The organism is Sphingopyxis alaskensis RB2256, assembly GCF_000013985.1.
GTDB classification, from domain to species: Bacteria; Pseudomonadota; Alphaproteobacteria; order Sphingomonadales; family Sphingomonadaceae; genus Sphingopyxis; species Sphingopyxis alaskensis.
This window is the reverse complement of record NC_008048.1, coordinates 2266639-2281186: the sequence shown is the minus strand read 5'-3', so window position 1 is coordinate 2281186 and position 14548 is coordinate 2266639. Positions and strand designations below refer to the sequence as shown.

The following is a 14548-nucleotide window of genomic DNA, read 5'->3' as shown; positions in this document are numbered from 1 at the left end:
GGTTCGCCGCGAAAAGGAATCCGCTGGTCGGGGGACGGGTGCGGTTCAGCCGATGATCCCCGTGCGCTTGCCCGCGCGTTCGAAGCGCGACAGGATTTCGCCGACCTGATCCGCCGAATGTTCGGCGCAGAGCGAACAGCGGAGCAGCGTCATGCCTGCGGGGGTTGCGGGCGGGCGCGCGAGGTTGACATAGAGTCCTTCCTCCAGCAGCGCCTCCCACATCATCGCGCCGCGTTCGAGGTCGGGCATGATGACGGCGATGATCGCCGACTGCGGCTCGTCGGTGCCGAGCGTGAAGCCCAGATGCTTAAGGCCGCTGTGCAGTGCCTTGCTGTTTTCCCACAGATGCGCGCGTTTGTTGCCGCCGTGCATCAGCTTGCGAATGCTCGTCGCGGCGGTCGCGACGACGCTCGGCGGCAGCGATGCGGTAAAGACATAGGGGCGGCAGACGAGCCGCATGATCTCGAACTTCGGGTGGTTCGACACGCAAAAGCCGCCGACGGTGCCGACGCTTTTGCTGAACGTCCCGATGATGAAATCGACATCGTCGATGACACCCTGCGCCTCGGCCACCCCGCGCCCATGTTCGCCGATGAAGCCCATCGAGTGCGCCTCGTCGACCAGCACCATCGCCCCATTTTCCCTGGAAACGCGGACCATTTCCTTGAGCGGCGCGACGTCGCCGAGCATCGAATAGACGCCTTCGAGTACGACCAGCTTGCCCGCATCGGGGGGCAGGCGCTTCAGGCGCTTTTCAAGCGCCTCGACGTCGTTGTGGCGAAAGGCGATGATTTCCGCGTCGCCCATCTTGCAGCCGTCATAGATTGACGCATGGCTGTCGATGTCGAGAATGACATAATCGCCCTTGCCCGCGATGGTGCTGATGATGCCGAGGTTCGCCTGGTATCCCGTCGAAAACACCATGGCATGATCCATGGCGTAGAACGCCTTCAGCGCCTCTTCACACTCGCGGTGCCCCTGATAGGTGCCGTTGAGCACACGGCTGCCGGTCGTGCCGCTGCCGAACCTGTCGAGTGCATCCTTGCCCGCGGCGATGACATCCTCGTCGAAGGTCATGCCCATATAATTATAGGTGCCGAGCAGGATCGTCTCGCGCCCGTTGCAGATCGCCACAGTGGGCGAGAGCACCTTTTCCATCACCAGGCTGAACGGATCGGTGACCCCGGTCGCGAGCAGCGCCTCGCGCTGCTGGATCAGCGGGTCGAATTTGGAAAAGAGGTCGGTCATATCATCGTTCCAATGTCCGCTCGTGTCGAGCGAAGTCGAGACACCCGTCGGCATGGCGCAAGTGCGAGGGGCATCTCGACTTCGCTCGATGCGAACGGAACCTGAAAGGTCAGCCCTGCAGTTTTTCCACCGCCGCGACCAGCTGGCCGACATTCTCTATCTCGGCCTGCTGGTTCATGCTGATGATGATGTCGAACGTGTCTTCGACCTCGGCGACGAAGTCCATCACCGTCAGGCTGTCCCATTCCAGGTCGCCGGCAAAGGTCGTCGCGTCGGTCAGCGCGATGCCCTTTTTGTTGAACGGGGCGATCAGGCCGTAAATCTGGTCGGTCAGGGCGGTGCTCATCTGGTGCGTCCCATAAAGAAAGGATGTTGCGCGCGGGAATGGCGCGATGATGCGCGCTTGGCAAGCGATTGCGGCGGGAACAGGGCAGCATCTTGCCGACAAGGGCGCGCCGTGCCATCGCTGTTGCGGGTCGAACATGAGGACAGGCCGATGCCAGACGATCCAAAGTCACCGACAGACGCGGGTTTTCCGCCCAACGCCGTGCATCTGGTGCGCACGACGCAGCAGATCACGATGCAATTGTCGCAGATGGCCGACCAGAAAGCGTCGATCCTGATGGGCGCGACCTTTGTGGTGTTTACGCTCGCGGTGGGACAGGCGCGCACGGGCAGCGGTGCGCTCGCGATGCCGCTCACCATCCTCGCGACCTTTTCCTTCCTTTCGGCGCTGCTCGCGGTGTCGGCGGTGCTGCCGCGCGTGGGACAGGCGCCGCCCGTCGTCTACAAGGACGGCAAGGATCACAGCAACATCCTCTTTTTCGGCCGTTTCTCGCAGATGGATGAAGATGACTATATCGCCGCGGTCAAGGCGCGCCTGCGCAGCGAAGAAGACATCTACGAAACGATGCTGCGCGACACCTATCAGAATGGCATGGTGCTGGCGCGGCGCAAATATCGCTATCTCGCCTATGCCTATCGCCTGTTCGTTGTCGGCCTGACGCTGACCTTTGGGGCGTTCGGGGTGGAGATGGCGCGGATGTGGACGGAGTGAGTCGCCAGGCTGTATCGACATTCGGACGAGGGTGAGCCGAAAATGGCGGTTTGCCGTGTCCCGGAGCCAGCCTGCTAGAGCGCGATGACATGATATTGACCCACCGTGATTGCCCCCTGAAGTTCGTCGGCAAGAAGCGTCTCGCAGGACGGGCTGGTTGCCCGGACCAGAGACGCGCCGCTGTCCGGCGGGCTTCAGGGGGCAACCCCTCCGGCGGGCCGATTCTGGCCGATTGCCACGTTGCTCGTCGGGCGCGATGTCCCGCATCGCGCCGCTCCTCGCGCCTCGCACTCGGCCAAAATCGCCTCCGTCACGGTGGGTCAATATCATGTCATCGCGCTCTAAGGCTTGTGGGGATTTAGGATTCCCACAAGCCTTAGCAGGCTGCGGAAAAGCGGGTGCGTTCGGCCTTTTTCTCCAACGGACCGAGGCTTAGACGCGTTTCGGCGAGGGGTTTGAGGCGGCCTTTTGGGCCATTTCCCCGGATTGATCCGATTTGAAGCGGAGTGCGGGCACGGTCATGCGGCCACCATTGGCTTCGGCAGCCGGACGAGGTTGCAGGCGACGGCGGTCAAGGTGAAAGCCTGGCCGACGCGATCGGTGCCCTTGTGGCGCGTTTTACGCGGGCCACCGACGGTCCTGGCCCAACCGAACACTTCTTCGATCCGCTTTCGAACCGCCAAGCTGATGGCGTAGCCGGGATGGCGGGTGGTGCGACCGTCGATGGCGCTTCTGCGTCGTCGTTCACCGGCCTGGTTGATCTGCTCGTTGCGAGCGATATGCGGCGTGACCTTGCGGGCGCGCAGAGCCTGAACGAACGCGCGTGCGTCGTAAGCCTTGTCCGCGCCCAGGGTGATGCGGCCGGTGGCTTTGAGTTCATCGACCAAAACCAGTGCCGCCTCACGTTCGGCGGTGCCTGTGGCCTGAGTGACGAGCGCGCCGACCACCAGGCCATTGCGGTTCTCCATTAGCCCATGCCCCATGAAGGCCATGCGCGACGACTGACCGTTGGCCTTGCGATAGAGCTTCGCTTCGGGATCGGTGGTCGAGGCATGCGTCTGGTTCGACCGCTTCTCGCCGCGAAAGTCGCGTTCGGCATTGCGCCCGGCCCCCGCCGGTCCCTCGCCATCATCCCTGGGGCGGAAGCTGTTCATCGAAGCCCAGGCGTCGATCAGCGTACCGTCCACCGAGAAATGCTCGTCTGAAAGGAGATCGCGGCCTCGGGCCTGCGCCACGACCGCGGCGAGGAACCTGGTCGCCACATCACCTTCCAGAAGCCGGTCACGGTTCTTGGTGAACATCGAGGCGTCCCAAACCGCCGCATCCATCGACAGACCCACGAACCAGCGGAACAGCAGATTGTAGTCCATCTGCTCCATCAACTGGCGTTCCGATCGGATCGAATAAAAGGCTTGTAGCAGCAACGCGCGCAGCAGCTTCCCAGGCGCGATCGAGGGACGCCCCGTCTTCGCGTACATCCCCTCAAAATCGGCCGACAGCACCTCCAGCACTTCATCGACAATCGCCCGGATCGGCCGAAGCGGATGGCTCGCAGAAACCCGAGCCTCGCAACTCACATAGGAAAACAGCCTCTCCGTCCCAATGTCGTCCCCCCGCATGCTGCACCCCCCCAAGCTCAACGCCGCAATTGAATCACGCTGAGCCCCAAACGGGAAGAGTTTTTCCGCAGCCTGCTAAAGCGCCACTTCGGCGTGTCCGCCAAGGTCGCCTTCCTTCATCGTCATTCCCGTCGCCAGCTTGAACAAGCCCTTGATCCCCGGATCGGCGGTCCAGATTTCAGCGTCGTCGAGGTCGAAGCGCAGCAGCAGGAGCCTGGGGTCGTCCTTGCCGCCCTCATACCAGGCGGCGACGCCGTTGTTCCACAGCTTGTCGAGCGCCGCGCGGTCGGTTTCGCGGCGCAGAGTCCCCGAAATGCACGCGAAAAGGCGATGGTCCTTCGACACGAATTGCGCCATCGCCGGGCCGCCGCCCGCAAGGCGATTGTCGGTCGCAGTGAAGAACCAGAAGGCGCTGTCAGCGTCCCTGTCGAGCTGCGCCCGCATCGGGATGTGATGCGCGCGCTCGCCAGTAGCACCCACCATCAGATTGGGGCTGTCGGCCAGCGCCTTCCAGAATTGCTGCTTGATATCGTTGCTCATCGATAGGCTCCTTTCGGCCCCCTCGATGATCGATCAACGCGGCAGCGACGTGGATGTTGCCCGGCTCAACGTGGCCGCGGCTCGGCGTAGCTGACGACTTCATATTCGATGCCGTCGGGGTCGAAGAAATAGAAGCGACGACCGGGCTCGTAATCGCCATGATTGAAGGGGGCAAGGCCGACCGCCTTCACGCGCATTTCGATGGTGTCGAGGTCGTCGACCTGCACCCCGACATGATTGAGCGGTTCGCCCTTCGGGTAGCGGGCGCTTTCGCGTTCGTCGTCGGGGCCGGTGTAGAGCGCGATATAGGCCGTGTCGCTGCCGAGGTGGATCGTGCGCCCACCATCGCGCGCCGGGCCGCGCCAGCGTTCGTGCCAGCCGAAGATCGCCGACAGGATGCCGGCGGTGCGGTCGGGATCGCTGACGGTCAGGTTTACATGTTCGATGAAGGGGTGCGTCACGGGGATATCTCCTGATTCGGGTTGACGCAGCCGCTTATGCAAGCTGAAGTGAGGTTCAGATCAAGAGGAAATGGCGTATCCGTTTCGAGGTGCGTCATTGCGAGCGAAGCGACGCAATCTTAAGCCATCGGGCCGACGCACCGATGGCTGATGATTGCCGCGGCGCGTAGCGCCTCGCAACGACGGGAGTTTATGCCATGCACCGCACCGACCTCATCGCCATTGGCGAGCTTGCTGCGCGCACCGGCGTCGCGGTGTCGGCGATCCGTTTTTACGAAGCGAAGGGGCTGATCGAGGCGCTGCGTACGCGCGGGGGGCAGCGCCGTTTCCTGCGCGCCGACATCCGCCGCGTGTCGTTCATCCTGATCGCGCAGCAAATGGGGCTGAGTCTCGAGGAGATCGGCGCGGAACTCGCGCGGCTGCCCGCCGGACGCACGCCGAATGCCGCCGACTGGACGCGGATCAGCACCGGGCTGCGCGCGCGTATCGACGCGCAGATCGCGGCGCTGACGCGAACGCGCGGGCTGATTGACCAGTGCATCGGTTGCGGCTGCCTGTCGCTCAGGAAATGCGGGCTCTATAATGCGCAGGACAAGGCGGCACAGCGCGGCGCCGGACCACGCTATGTGCTGGGCGACCGGGCGGGGGAGATTGCGGAGGTGACGTGAGGTCGGCTTTGAAGTGGGGAGTTGCCGTTGCGGCCGGCTAAGCCCCTCCCCTTCAGGGGAGGGGTTGGGGTGGGGCCTGTCGGCCTTGCGCGAGGCCGACAGGCCCCACCCCACTACGACCAGGCAGCAAGCTGCCAAGTCTTCGTTGCCCCTCCCCCTTCCGGGGAGGATCGCAGCGTCCGCAATCGATGGTGGGTTCAACGGGTGGCCGCAACACTTCATTCTTTGAGGAGAAGGAGTGTTGCGACTACCCGTTGAACCCACCATCCTTTCCAGACATTTGTCATCCCGGACTTGATCCGGGATCCACGACGACGGCGCGGATATGGATCCCGGGTCAAGGCCAGGATGACGATAAGGAAAATCCTCCCTGTCGCGCAGCGATGGTGGAGGGGCCGCTACGGCAGCGTCATTGCCCCTTCGTCAACCTCCCCATGGCTTCGCCACAGGGAGGATCAATGCCTGCCTCTGTTGCCAGTGGTCAATCTCGGCCTCAGGCGCCGGTCAGCTTCTCGATCTCGGGTGCACCCGCCAGGCACGGGCCGAGCTTCGCCCCCAGCGAGCGGAAATGCTCCGACGCGCGGTGCGCCTCGACCGCGGCTTCATTGTCATAACATTCCATGACCTTGTAAACGCCCGCCGCCTCGGTGCGGAACAGCTTGTAAAAGCTGTTGCCCGCCTCGTTCGCGTTCACCGCGGCGGCGAGTTCGGCGAAGACGCCTTCGAACGCCTCTTCCTTGCCCGGCTGCACGCGCAGCGTGGCGATAATGCCGATGGCAGTCATGTGCTTCTTCCTTCCCGTCAGGCCTTGAGGTCGGGGTCGACCTCCCATCCTTCCTCGACCTGAATGCCGAAGCTGTTCAGGATCATCGAGACCTGCGTATATTGCCCCACCGTCATCACCAGGTCCATCCGTCCCTTGTCGCCGAGCGGCGCGAGCGCGGCCCAGGTCGTGTCGCTGACGAAATGGTCGGCGGTGAGTTCGTCGGTCGCGCGCAGCATGGCGCGGTCGAGGTCGTTCCAGCCGCCCGCGTCGGGTCCCGCCTTGATCCGGGCGATCTCGTCCTCGCTCAATCCGCAATCGAGCCCGATGCGCCTGTGCTGCGTCCACTCGTAACCCGAACGGCAGTTAAAGCCGGTGCGCAGGATGACGAGTTCGCGATTCCGTGGGCTCAGCGCATTGCGCCGCGACAGGATATAGTTGCCCCACGCGAGGAAGGCCGTGAGCGCCCTGGGCGCATGCGCCAGCGTGCGGAAGATGTTGAGGATCTTGCCGCCCCCGACCTTGCCGCCATCGCTGGCGAGGAAGGGGTCTAGCGCGGTGCGCTGGTCGGCATCGAGCCGGTCCAGATCGACCGGCTCGATGCGCGGTTGGTCTAGGCGCAAATCAGAAGACCTCGAACAGGCCTGCCGCGCCCTGGCCGCCGCCGATGCACATTGTCACGACGGCGTACTTCACGCCGCGGCGCTTGCCTTCGATCAGCGCGTGGCCGACGCAGCGCGCGCCGGTCATGCCGAAGGGGTGGCCGATCGAGATCGAGCCGCCGTTGACGTTGAGCAGCTCGTTCGGAATACCGAGCTTGTCGCGGCAATAGAGCACCTGCACCGCAAAGGCTTCGTTGAGCTCCCACAGGCCGATGTCGTCCATCTTCAATTCGAAGCGTTCGAGCAGCTTGGGGATCGCGAAGACCGGGCCAATGCCCATTTCGTCGGGCTCGGTGCCGGCGACCGCCATGCCGACATAGCGGCCGAGCGGCTGGAGGCCGCGCTTTTCGGCAACCTTGGCTTCCATCACGACGCACGCCGACGAGCCATCGGCGAGCTGGCTGGCGTTGCCCGCGGTGATCGTGTGGCCTTCGCCCATCACCGGCTTCAGGCTCGCCAGCCCTTCGAGCGTCGTGTCGGGACGGTTGCATTCGTCCTTGTCGGCCACGACCTCCTTATAGCTGACTTCCTTGGTTTCCTTGTCCATCACCGCCATCGTCGCCTTGCAGGCGACGATCTCGTCGTCATATTTGCCCGCGGCCTGCGCGGCGGCGGTGCGCTGCTGCGACTGGAGCGAATATTCGTCCTGATATTCGCGGCCGATGTTGTAACGCTTGGCGACGACCTCGGCGGTGCCGATCATCGGCATATAAGTGTCCTTGTGCATCGCGATCAGCTCGGCGTCGGTCTCGATGAACACCTTGCCGCTGCCGCTGACTTTCGAGATGCTTTCGATGCCGCCGGCGACGCAGATGTCCTGACGGTCGACGATGATCTGCTTCGCGGCGGTCGCGATCGTCATCAGGCCCGACGAGCATTGACGGTCGATCGACATGCCGGGGACGGTGACGGGCAGGCCCGAACGCAGCGCGATCAGCCGCGCGACGTTCATCGTCTGCGACCCCTGCTGCATCGCGGCGCCGAACACGACGTCGTCGATCTCGCCGCCCTCCAGACCGGCGCGCTCGACCGCGGCCTTGACCGAGAAAGAACCCAGCGTCGGGGCGAGCGTGTTGTTGAACGAGCCGCGCGCCGCCTTGGTCAGCGGGGTGCGGGCGGTGGAAACGATAACGGCGTCACGCATGATGAAAATCCTTCTTGGTCAATTTGAACGGGTCTTTGCCGGGGAGGGCGCTCAAACGAAAAACTGGCTGATCCATTCGGCGATCAGGGCGGGCTTTTCCTCGCCCTCGATCTCTATCGTCACTTCGTTGGTCTGCTGCCACTGGCCGGGGCGCTTTTCTTCCAGTTCGAGCAGCTTCACATGGCTGCGCACGCGCTTGCCCGAACGGACGGGCGACAGGAAACGAACCTTGTTGCAGCCATAGTTGACGCCCATCTTGACGCCGCCGACTTTCGGCCCGTCGGTGCTCTGACCGAGCATCGGCATCAGCGACAGGGTGAGGAAGCCGTGCGCGATCGTGCCGCCGAACGGCGTCTGCTTGGCCTTTTCCTCGTCGATATGGATGAACTGATGATCGCCCGTCGCATCGGCGAACTTGTTGATCATCTCCTGATCGACGAGCACCCAATCGGAGGTGCCGAGATGCTGCCCGACCTTCGACTGCAACTCCTGCGGCGTGATGGTGGCCATTTGTCATCCCCTCTATGCTGCTTCGGGGCGCGTTCTAGGCCTCTCCTGCCGCGTTGCACAAGGGCCAAGGGCTTTGACCAAGGCGCCGTAGCGTCAGCCATCGGCAGGGTCTGGCGCCTTCATCGTCACGCTTTCGGCATAGGGGAGAATCATGCGGCCGTCGGGCGCCGCGGTGAAGGTTGTCTGCGTCGGATAGGCAAAGCTGTAACCCGCCGCGGTCATCGCTTCGAACAGGCGGATCGCGACGTCGGTGCGCGCGGCGGTCACGACGTCATAATCATCGCTGAACACGTCGAAGAGCAGTTCGAAGTCGAGGCTGGACGGGCCGAAAGCGACAAAGCTGGAACGAACAAACGCATGGCCTGCGGCGTTCACCTGCTCCTCGAGCAGCGCAGGAAGGTCGCGCAGCATCGTCGGCGTGGTCTGATAGACGACGCCGATCATGAAGGTCACGCGGCGGCGGTGCAGATGCGCGTAATTGGTGATTTCCTTGGCGAGCAGATTGGTGTTCGAAATGACGAGCAACTCGCCGTTTATCGAGCGCAGGCGCGTGCTTTTCAGGCCAATCCGTTCGACGGTTGCGGTGCTCGTGTCATATTTGATCGTCTCGCCGACGCGGAACGGCCGATCGAAGATGATCGACAGCGACGCGAACAGATCGGAAAAAATGCCCTGCGCGGCAAGGCCGATCGCGATGCCGCCGATGCCGAGGCCCGCGACCAGCCCGGTGACATTGACCCCCATATTGTCGAGGATGACGATGGCGGCGACCGCGAAAAGTGCGACGCTGATGAGCAGCCGGATGATTCCCATCGCGTTGCTGAGCGTTTCATTATGGCCTTCGGCAGCGCGGCGCTGGATGAGGCCGAGGATGATTTCGCGTGCCCATATCGCGGCCTGCAACACGACGGCGACGGTGAAGGCGAAATGGATGGCCTGCATGAACAGGGCCGGCGGCTGCGCATAACCCGCGACCAGCCGCACGGCGATGATTGCCAGCACGAGCGACTTCGTCTTGTGGATCACGCGGCCGACGATGTCGGTGAGCGTGAACTCGCCCGGCGCCGCCTGCGCGCGCCTCAGCGCGATACGGCGGATCATCGAGAGCAGGACATAGATGACGAGGCCAAGCGCCACCGCGATCCCGATTTCCAGCCAGTGGCTGTTCACCCAGGCGACGCTGCTGTCCCACCAGTCGCGCATGTCGGCGAGCGGATTGCTGGTGGCGGCATCGGTTTTGGCGCGCGCCGCCTTTGCGGCGGCAGTCGGGGCGGCGGTCGGGATCGTGACGGTCATGCGGGGCCTGTTGGTCCTCTTGGTCGATCGATGGGACGAAGCTTTGGCCCGTATCGGGCACGCACTCCAGATAGGTCAAAAATCCGCGCGCGTAACGCGAAACCTGTATGGATGTTATGGTCCCATAGCGTCCGGCCACCGCGATGGTTCCTGCATCGGGGCAGGATCCTGCGCTGAATGCCGCGCCATGGCGTGCCGCGGCGAAGTCGCCGGAGTAAGCCGTTGAGGATCGCACGGGTCGCTTCACGCCGACATTCACGCCCACGGCTAGACGCCTCAATCGGCAGCAAGCCCCTCAGAACACGCCATTCTGCTTCTGTAAGGTCGCCTCGGCCCAAGCCTGCCGCCAAAAGGAGGCCTTGAATCAACCCGCCAGCGCAACGTCAGCCAATATGTCCACGATGCCCAGACGAGCCGCCAAAAAACGCTGTCCTACCGCGCTGCGGCGCGGTAGCGGATGGGCATGACGCCGAACGACGATCCCGCATGTGTCAAGCCATCGCCGAAAATACGAATTGCGAATAAAATTGCGCAGTTTTCCGGCCTTCTTCTTGTGGAGACCTGCCCATGTTGAGCGTTGAAACCCACGCCGCGGCGCCGTGGCCCGACGCGCTCGACTGGGCAGCGCGCGCGGCCGAGGCGGTGGCAGCGGCGTTTGCCATCACCCCCTTCGCGGCGCTCGCCGACGCGGCGCCGCTGGTCGAGGTTGCGGTGCGCCTGACCGACGATGCCGAGGTGCATACGCTCAACCGCGATTTCCGCGGGCGTGACAAGCCGACCAATGTGCTCTCCTTTCCGCAGGTACAGAACGACCTGCTCGAAAGTCTCGCGAACAGCGACGATGGCGAAATCCTGCTGGGGGACATCGTTCTCGCGCGCGAAACCTGCGCGCGCGAAGCGGATGAGAAGGGCGTTTCGCTCGCCGCCCACGCGACGCACCTCATCGTTCACGGCGCGCTGCACCTCGTCGGCTACGACCATATGGACGATGTTTCGGCGGCGGCGATGGAAGCGCTCGAAGTGAAAGCCCTTGCATCGCTGGGCATCGCCAATCCATATGCCGATCAGGATTAATTCAGGATATGTTGCAACCATGCCCGACGACCAGGGATCTTCGAACCGATCGGAAGAGGACAGTAGCAGGTCCGGGCTGCTGTCCGGACTGAAAAACCTGCTGTTCGGCGGCGACAAGGAGCCGTCACTGCGCGAACAGATCGAAGAGGTCATCGACGAGGCCGAGGAAGAGGGCGAGGACCGCCGCGGCAGCAACATCGTCGGCGACCTTTCGCCCATCGAGCGCAAGATGCTGCGCAACCTCCTCCATTTCGGCGAGCAGACGGTCGACGATGTCGCGGTGCCGCGCGGCGAGATCATCGCCATCCCCGAAACCGCGAGCTTCGAGGACATCCTCGCGATCTTTGCCGACGCGGGCCACAGCCGCCTGCCGGTCTATCGCGAAAGCCTCGACGAGGTCATCGGCATGATCCACGTCAAGGACGTCTTTGCCGTGCTTGCCGAAAAACGGCCACCACCGCCGCTGCTCGACCTCCTCCGTCAGCCGCTCTACGTCCCGCAATCGATGGGCGTGCTCGACCTGCTCGCCGAAATGCGCGCCAAACGCACCCATCTGGCGATCGTGATCGACGAATATTCGGGCACCGAGGGATTGCTGACGATCGAGGATCTGGTCGAGGAGATCGTCGGCGAGATCGAGGACGAGCATGACGACGAACCCGAGCCGCTGATCGTCGCGGGCGAGGGGGGCTGCTGGGAAGTCGACGCGCGCGCCGAACTCGACGACCTCGGCGAAGCGGTCGATCCGCGGCTCGGCGAGGTCGAGGAGGATGTCGACACGCTCGGCGGGCTCGCTGCGGTGCTCGCGGGGCATGTGCCCGAGGTCGGCGAAATACTCGTCCACCCGAGCGGCTGGCGGATCGAGGTGACCGACGCCGACGAACGCCGCGTCCATCATCTGCGGCTGCATCCGCCGATCGACCTTGATCCCGAAGCGCCATCGGAGCAGCGCGAGGCTTTCTGACGCAATTGCCTTTGCCCGGCTAACGGATTAGGCGAGGCGGGATGGACGTTTCGGACCTTCGCATCGCCCTGTTCAGCGGCAATTACAACATGACGACCGACGGCGCGAACAAGGCGCTCAATCGCCTCGTCGGATATCTGCTGGCGCAGGGCGCGGCGGTGCGCGTCTATTCGCCGACCGTCGCCCACCCCGACTTCGAACCCACCGGCGACCTCGTCAGCGTGCCGTCGATGGCGATCCCCGGGCGCAGCGAATATCGCATACCCTTGAGCTTTTCATCGAGGGTGCGCCAGGACATCGCCACCTTTGCGCCCAACATCGTCCATATCTCCAGCCCCGATCGCGTGGCGCGACAGGCGGCGGCGTGGGCGCGGCGGCGCCGGATTCCGGTGGCCTGTTCGGTCCATACGCGCTTCGAAACCTATTTCCGCTATTATAATCTGTCGTTCCTCGAACCGCTCGTGGTCGCCTGGCTGCGCAAACTCTATCGCCGCTGCGACGCGCTGATCGCGCCGTCCGAAAGCTTTGCGCAGGTGCTCCGCGACCAGCGGATGAATTATGACATCGGCATCTGGACGCGCGGCGTCGAACAGGGGATTTTTCACCCCGGCCGCCGCGACATGGCCTGGCGCCGGTCGCTCGGCATCGCCGACGACACGCCCACTATCGCCTTCCTCGGGCGGCTGGTGATGGAAAAGGGGCTCGACGTCTTTGCCGATGCCATCGACGTGCTGACGCGCCGCGGCGTGCCGCATCAGGTGGTGGTGATCGGCGAGGGGCCGGCGGGCGACTGGTTCGAATCGCGCCTGCCCAACGCGCATTTCGTGGGCTTTCAGGGCGGCGCCGATCTCGCTCATGCGCTTGCGTCGTGCGACATCTTCTTCAACCCGTCGGTCACCGAAACCTTTGGCAATGTCACGCTCGAGGCCATGGCGTGCGGGCTGCCGGTGGTGGCGGCGCGCGCGACGGGCAGCGCGAGTATCGTCAAGCATGGCCAGACGGGCTATCTCGTCGCACCGGGATCGATCTCGGGCTTTGCCGACCATCTCGAGCGTTATTGCAACGATACCGCGCTGCGCGCCGACCATGGCGCCGCGGCGGTGCGCGAAAGCGGCGCCTATCAGTGGGATGCGATCAATCAGGCGGTTGCCGACACCTATTTGCGCCTGATCCGCCAGAAACAGCGGCACGGGGGCTGAGCGCCCGATGGCGGGCGATCTCTTCGGTGAGGAAACACCGACCGCGCGGCAGGACGCGGCGACCGGCGCCGCGCCGCTCGCTGAGCGGCTGCGGCCGCGCTCGCTGGCTGAGGTCGTCGGACAGGAGCATCTGACGGGCACCGACGGCGCGATCGGGCGCATGGTCGCTGCGGGCCAATTGTCGTCGATCATCCTGTGGGGGCCGCCGGGCACGGGCAAGACGACCATCGCGCGCCTTCTGGCCGAGGCGGTGAAGATGCGTTTCGCCGCGCTGTCGGCAGTTTTTTCGGGCGTCGCCGATTTGCGCCAGGCCTTTGCCGATGCCGAAAAAATGGCTGCGACGGGCAAACGGACCCTGCTCTTCGTCGACGAGATCCATCGCTTCAACCGCGCGCAACAGGACGGCTTCCTGCCCTATGTCGAGCGCGGCACCGTCGTGCTCGTCGGCGCGACGACGGAGAACCCCAGCTTTGCCCTGAACGCCGCGCTGCTCAGCCGCGCGCAGGTGCTGGTGCTGAACCGGCTTGGCGATGCTGCGCTCGAAACGCTGATCGACCGCGCCGAAGCCGAAACCGGCCGCGCGCTGCCGGTGACGACCGAAGCGCGCGCCGCGCTCGTCGCCAGCGCCGACGGCGACGGGCGGTTCCTGCTCAATCAGGTCGAAACGCTGTTTTCGGTGACGCTCGATGCGCCGCTCGATCCGGCCGAACTTGCGCAATTTCTCCACCGCCGGATGCCCGTCTACGACCGGGATCGCGACGGCCACTATAATCTCATTTCGGCGCTGCATAAGGCGGTGCGCGGCTCCGACCCGCAGGCGGCGCTCTACTGGCTTGCGCGGATGCTCGTTGCGGGCGAGGAACCGCTTTATGTGCTCCGCCGCCTCACCCGCCTTGCGAGCGAGGACATCGGCCTCGCCGACCCGCAGGCGCTGGTGCAGTGCCTCGCCGCAAAGGACGCCTATCAGTTCCTCGGTTCGCCCGAAGGCGAGCTCGCGATCGTGCAGGCGTGCCTCTATCTCGCCACCGCGCCCAAATCGAACGCCGCCTATGCCGCGCAGAAGGCGGCGTGGAGCGCGGCACGCGAGACCGGCAGCCTCGCGCCGCCCGCGAACATCCTCAACGCCCCGACGAAGCTGATGAAGGATCTGGGCTATGGCGCGGGCTACAGCTATGACCATGACGCTCCCGACGGTTTTTCGGGCGACAATTATTGGCCTGACGGCATGGCGCCGGGCGACTATTACCGCCCGGTCGATCGCGGCTTTGAAAAACGGATTGCCGAGCGCATGGCCTGGTGGGACGCGCAACGACGGTCAGGGCGGTGATGATGAATCAGGCGCA

General features: G+C 64.2%; 16 protein-coding genes and 1 pseudogene. 7 read left to right on the top strand and 10 right to left on the bottom strand.

Going from position 1 to position 14548, the window contains the following annotated elements; translation table 11 throughout:
• Positions 1-45 precede the first annotated feature (45 nt).
• Both spt and SALA_RS11050 read right to left on the bottom strand, forming a co-directional pair.
• Positions 46-1248, bottom strand: coding sequence for a serine palmitoyltransferase (spt, locus tag SALA_RS11055; RefSeq protein ID WP_011542456.1), 1203 nt, complete (start codon positions 1246-1248; stop codon positions 46-48).
• A gap of 109 nt (positions 1249-1357) precedes the next feature.
• Positions 1358-1594, bottom strand: coding sequence for an acyl carrier protein (locus SALA_RS11050; RefSeq protein WP_011542455.1), 237 nt, complete (start codon positions 1592-1594; stop codon positions 1358-1360).
• 150 nt (positions 1595-1744) lie between these two features.
• Between SALA_RS11050 and SALA_RS11045 the strand changes: the two genes are divergently transcribed.
• Both SALA_RS11045 and SALA_RS17665 read left to right on the top strand, forming a co-directional pair.
• Positions 1745-2305 carry a Pycsar system effector family protein gene (locus tag SALA_RS11045; protein ID WP_011542454.1) on the top strand — a complete coding sequence of 187 codons (561 nt, stop codon included), beginning with the start codon at positions 1745-1747 and terminating at the stop codon, positions 2303-2305.
• 89 nt (positions 2306-2394) lie between these two features.
• Positions 2395-2650 (top strand): annotated as a pseudogene (locus tag SALA_RS17665) (hypothetical protein).
• Positions 2651-2823: 173 nt separating this feature from the next.
• Here the strand turns inward: SALA_RS17665 and SALA_RS11035 are convergent.
• From SALA_RS11035 to SALA_RS11025, 3 genes are all read right to left on the bottom strand, one after another.
• Positions 2824-3924, bottom strand: coding sequence for an IS5-like element ISSpal2 family transposase (locus SALA_RS11035; RefSeq protein WP_011542453.1), 1101 nt, complete (start codon positions 3922-3924; stop codon positions 2824-2826).
• 75 nt (positions 3925-3999) lie between these two features.
• Positions 4000-4464, bottom strand: a complete 465-nt coding sequence (locus tag SALA_RS11030; protein ID WP_011542452.1) for a pyridoxamine 5'-phosphate oxidase family protein — start codon at positions 4462-4464, stop codon at positions 4000-4002.
• Positions 4465-4529: 65 nt separating this feature from the next.
• On the bottom strand, positions 4530-4925 hold the full coding sequence (locus tag SALA_RS11025; protein WP_011542451.1) for a VOC family protein: 396 nt from the start codon (positions 4923-4925) through the stop codon (positions 4530-4532).
• A gap of 197 nt (positions 4926-5122) precedes the next feature.
• Here SALA_RS11025 and soxR point away from each other — a divergent pair, with 197 nt between their 5' ends.
• A complete protein-coding gene (soxR, locus tag SALA_RS11020; protein ID WP_011542450.1) occupies positions 5123-5593 on the top strand; it encodes a redox-sensitive transcriptional activator SoxR in 471 nt (156 codons plus the stop codon).
• Positions 5594-6086: 493 nt separating this feature from the next.
• Here the strand turns inward: soxR and SALA_RS11015 are convergent, their stop codons facing one another.
• The 5 genes from SALA_RS11015 to SALA_RS10995 all read right to left on the bottom strand — a co-directional run bounded on the left by SALA_RS11015 (position 6087) and on the right by SALA_RS10995 (position 9968).
• The gene (locus SALA_RS11015) at positions 6087-6377 is read right to left on the bottom strand and encodes a putative quinol monooxygenase (RefSeq protein ID WP_011542449.1); all 291 of its coding nucleotides are present in this window, start codon (positions 6375-6377) and stop codon (positions 6087-6089) included.
• 17 nt (positions 6378-6394) lie between these two features.
• On the bottom strand, positions 6395-6979 hold the full coding sequence (locus tag SALA_RS11010) for a carboxymuconolactone decarboxylase family protein (RefSeq protein WP_011542448.1): 585 nt from the start codon (positions 6977-6979) through the stop codon (positions 6395-6397).
• Between the two features lies 1 nt (position 6980).
• Positions 6981-8162 (bottom strand): acetyl-CoA C-acyltransferase, encoded by a 1182-nt coding sequence (locus SALA_RS11005; protein WP_011542447.1) that lies wholly within the window; start codon positions 8160-8162, stop codon positions 6981-6983.
• A 51-nt stretch (positions 8163-8213) separates the two neighbouring features.
• On the bottom strand, positions 8214-8672 hold the full coding sequence (locus SALA_RS11000; protein WP_011542446.1) for a MaoC family dehydratase: 459 nt from the start codon (positions 8670-8672) through the stop codon (positions 8214-8216).
• Positions 8673-8765: 93 nt separating this feature from the next.
• Positions 8766-9968 (bottom strand): mechanosensitive ion channel family protein, encoded by a 1203-nt coding sequence (locus tag SALA_RS10995; protein WP_011542445.1) that lies wholly within the window; start codon positions 9966-9968, stop codon positions 8766-8768.
• Between the two features lie 567 nt (positions 9969-10535).
• On the opposite strand from SALA_RS10995, the gene ybeY reads away from it, so the two are divergent.
• Genes ybeY through SALA_RS10975 form a run of 4 tightly spaced genes read left to right on the top strand, consistent with a single transcriptional unit; the run spans position 10536 to position 14532 of the window.
• Positions 10536-11042, top strand: a complete 507-nt coding sequence (gene ybeY / locus SALA_RS10990; protein WP_011542444.1) for an rRNA maturation RNase YbeY — start codon at positions 10536-10538, stop codon at positions 11040-11042.
• Positions 11043-11061: 19 nt separating this feature from the next.
• Positions 11062-12006 (top strand): hemolysin family protein, encoded by a 945-nt coding sequence (locus tag SALA_RS10985; protein ID WP_011542443.1) that lies wholly within the window; start codon positions 11062-11064, stop codon positions 12004-12006.
• Between the two features lie 41 nt (positions 12007-12047).
• Positions 12048-13205, top strand: coding sequence for a glycosyltransferase family 4 protein (locus SALA_RS10980; protein ID WP_011542442.1), 1158 nt, complete (start codon positions 12048-12050; stop codon positions 13203-13205).
• A 7-nt stretch (positions 13206-13212) separates the two neighbouring features.
• A complete protein-coding gene (locus tag SALA_RS10975) occupies positions 13213-14532 on the top strand; it encodes a replication-associated recombination protein A (RefSeq protein WP_011542441.1) in 1320 nt (439 codons plus the stop codon).
• The last annotated feature ends 16 nt before the right edge of the window (positions 14533-14548 follow it).

Coding starts and splice junctions, on each gene's coding strand:
- spt (WP_011542456.1), bottom strand. CDS start 1,248: ATGACCGACCTCTTTTCCAAATTCGACCCGCTGATCCAGCAGCGCGAG.
- SALA_RS11050 (WP_011542455.1), bottom strand. CDS start 1,594: ATGAGCACCGCCCTGACCGACCAGATTTACGGCCTGATCGCCCCGTTC.
- SALA_RS11045 (WP_011542454.1), top strand. CDS start 1,745: ATGCCAGACGATCCAAAGTCACCGACAGACGCGGGTTTTCCGCCCAAC.
- SALA_RS11035 (WP_011542453.1), bottom strand. CDS start 3,924: ATGCGGGGGGACGACATTGGGACGGAGAGGCTGTTTTCCTATGTGAGT.
- SALA_RS11030 (WP_011542452.1), bottom strand. CDS start 4,464: ATGAGCAACGATATCAAGCAGCAATTCTGGAAGGCGCTGGCCGACAGC.
- soxR (WP_011542450.1), top strand. CDS start 5,123: ATGCACCGCACCGACCTCATCGCCATTGGCGAGCTTGCTGCGCGCACC.
- SALA_RS11015 (WP_011542449.1), bottom strand. CDS start 6,377: ATGACTGCCATCGGCATTATCGCCACGCTGCGCGTGCAGCCGGGCAAG.
- SALA_RS11005 (WP_011542447.1), bottom strand. CDS start 8,162: ATGCGTGACGCCGTTATCGTTTCCACCGCCCGCACCCCGCTGACCAAG.
- SALA_RS11000 (WP_011542446.1), bottom strand. CDS start 8,672: ATGGCCACCATCACGCCGCAGGAGTTGCAGTCGAAGGTCGGGCAGCAT.
- SALA_RS10995 (WP_011542445.1), bottom strand. CDS start 9,968: ATGACCGTCACGATCCCGACCGCCGCCCCGACTGCCGCCGCAAAGGCG.
- ybeY (WP_011542444.1), top strand. CDS start 10,536: ATGTTGAGCGTTGAAACCCACGCCGCGGCGCCGTGGCCCGACGCGCTC.
- SALA_RS10985 (WP_011542443.1), top strand. CDS start 11,062: ATGCCCGACGACCAGGGATCTTCGAACCGATCGGAAGAGGACAGTAGC.
- SALA_RS10980 (WP_011542442.1), top strand. CDS start 12,048: ATGGACGTTTCGGACCTTCGCATCGCCCTGTTCAGCGGCAATTACAAC.
- SALA_RS10975 (WP_011542441.1), top strand. CDS start 13,213: ATGGCGGGCGATCTCTTCGGTGAGGAAACACCGACCGCGCGGCAGGAC.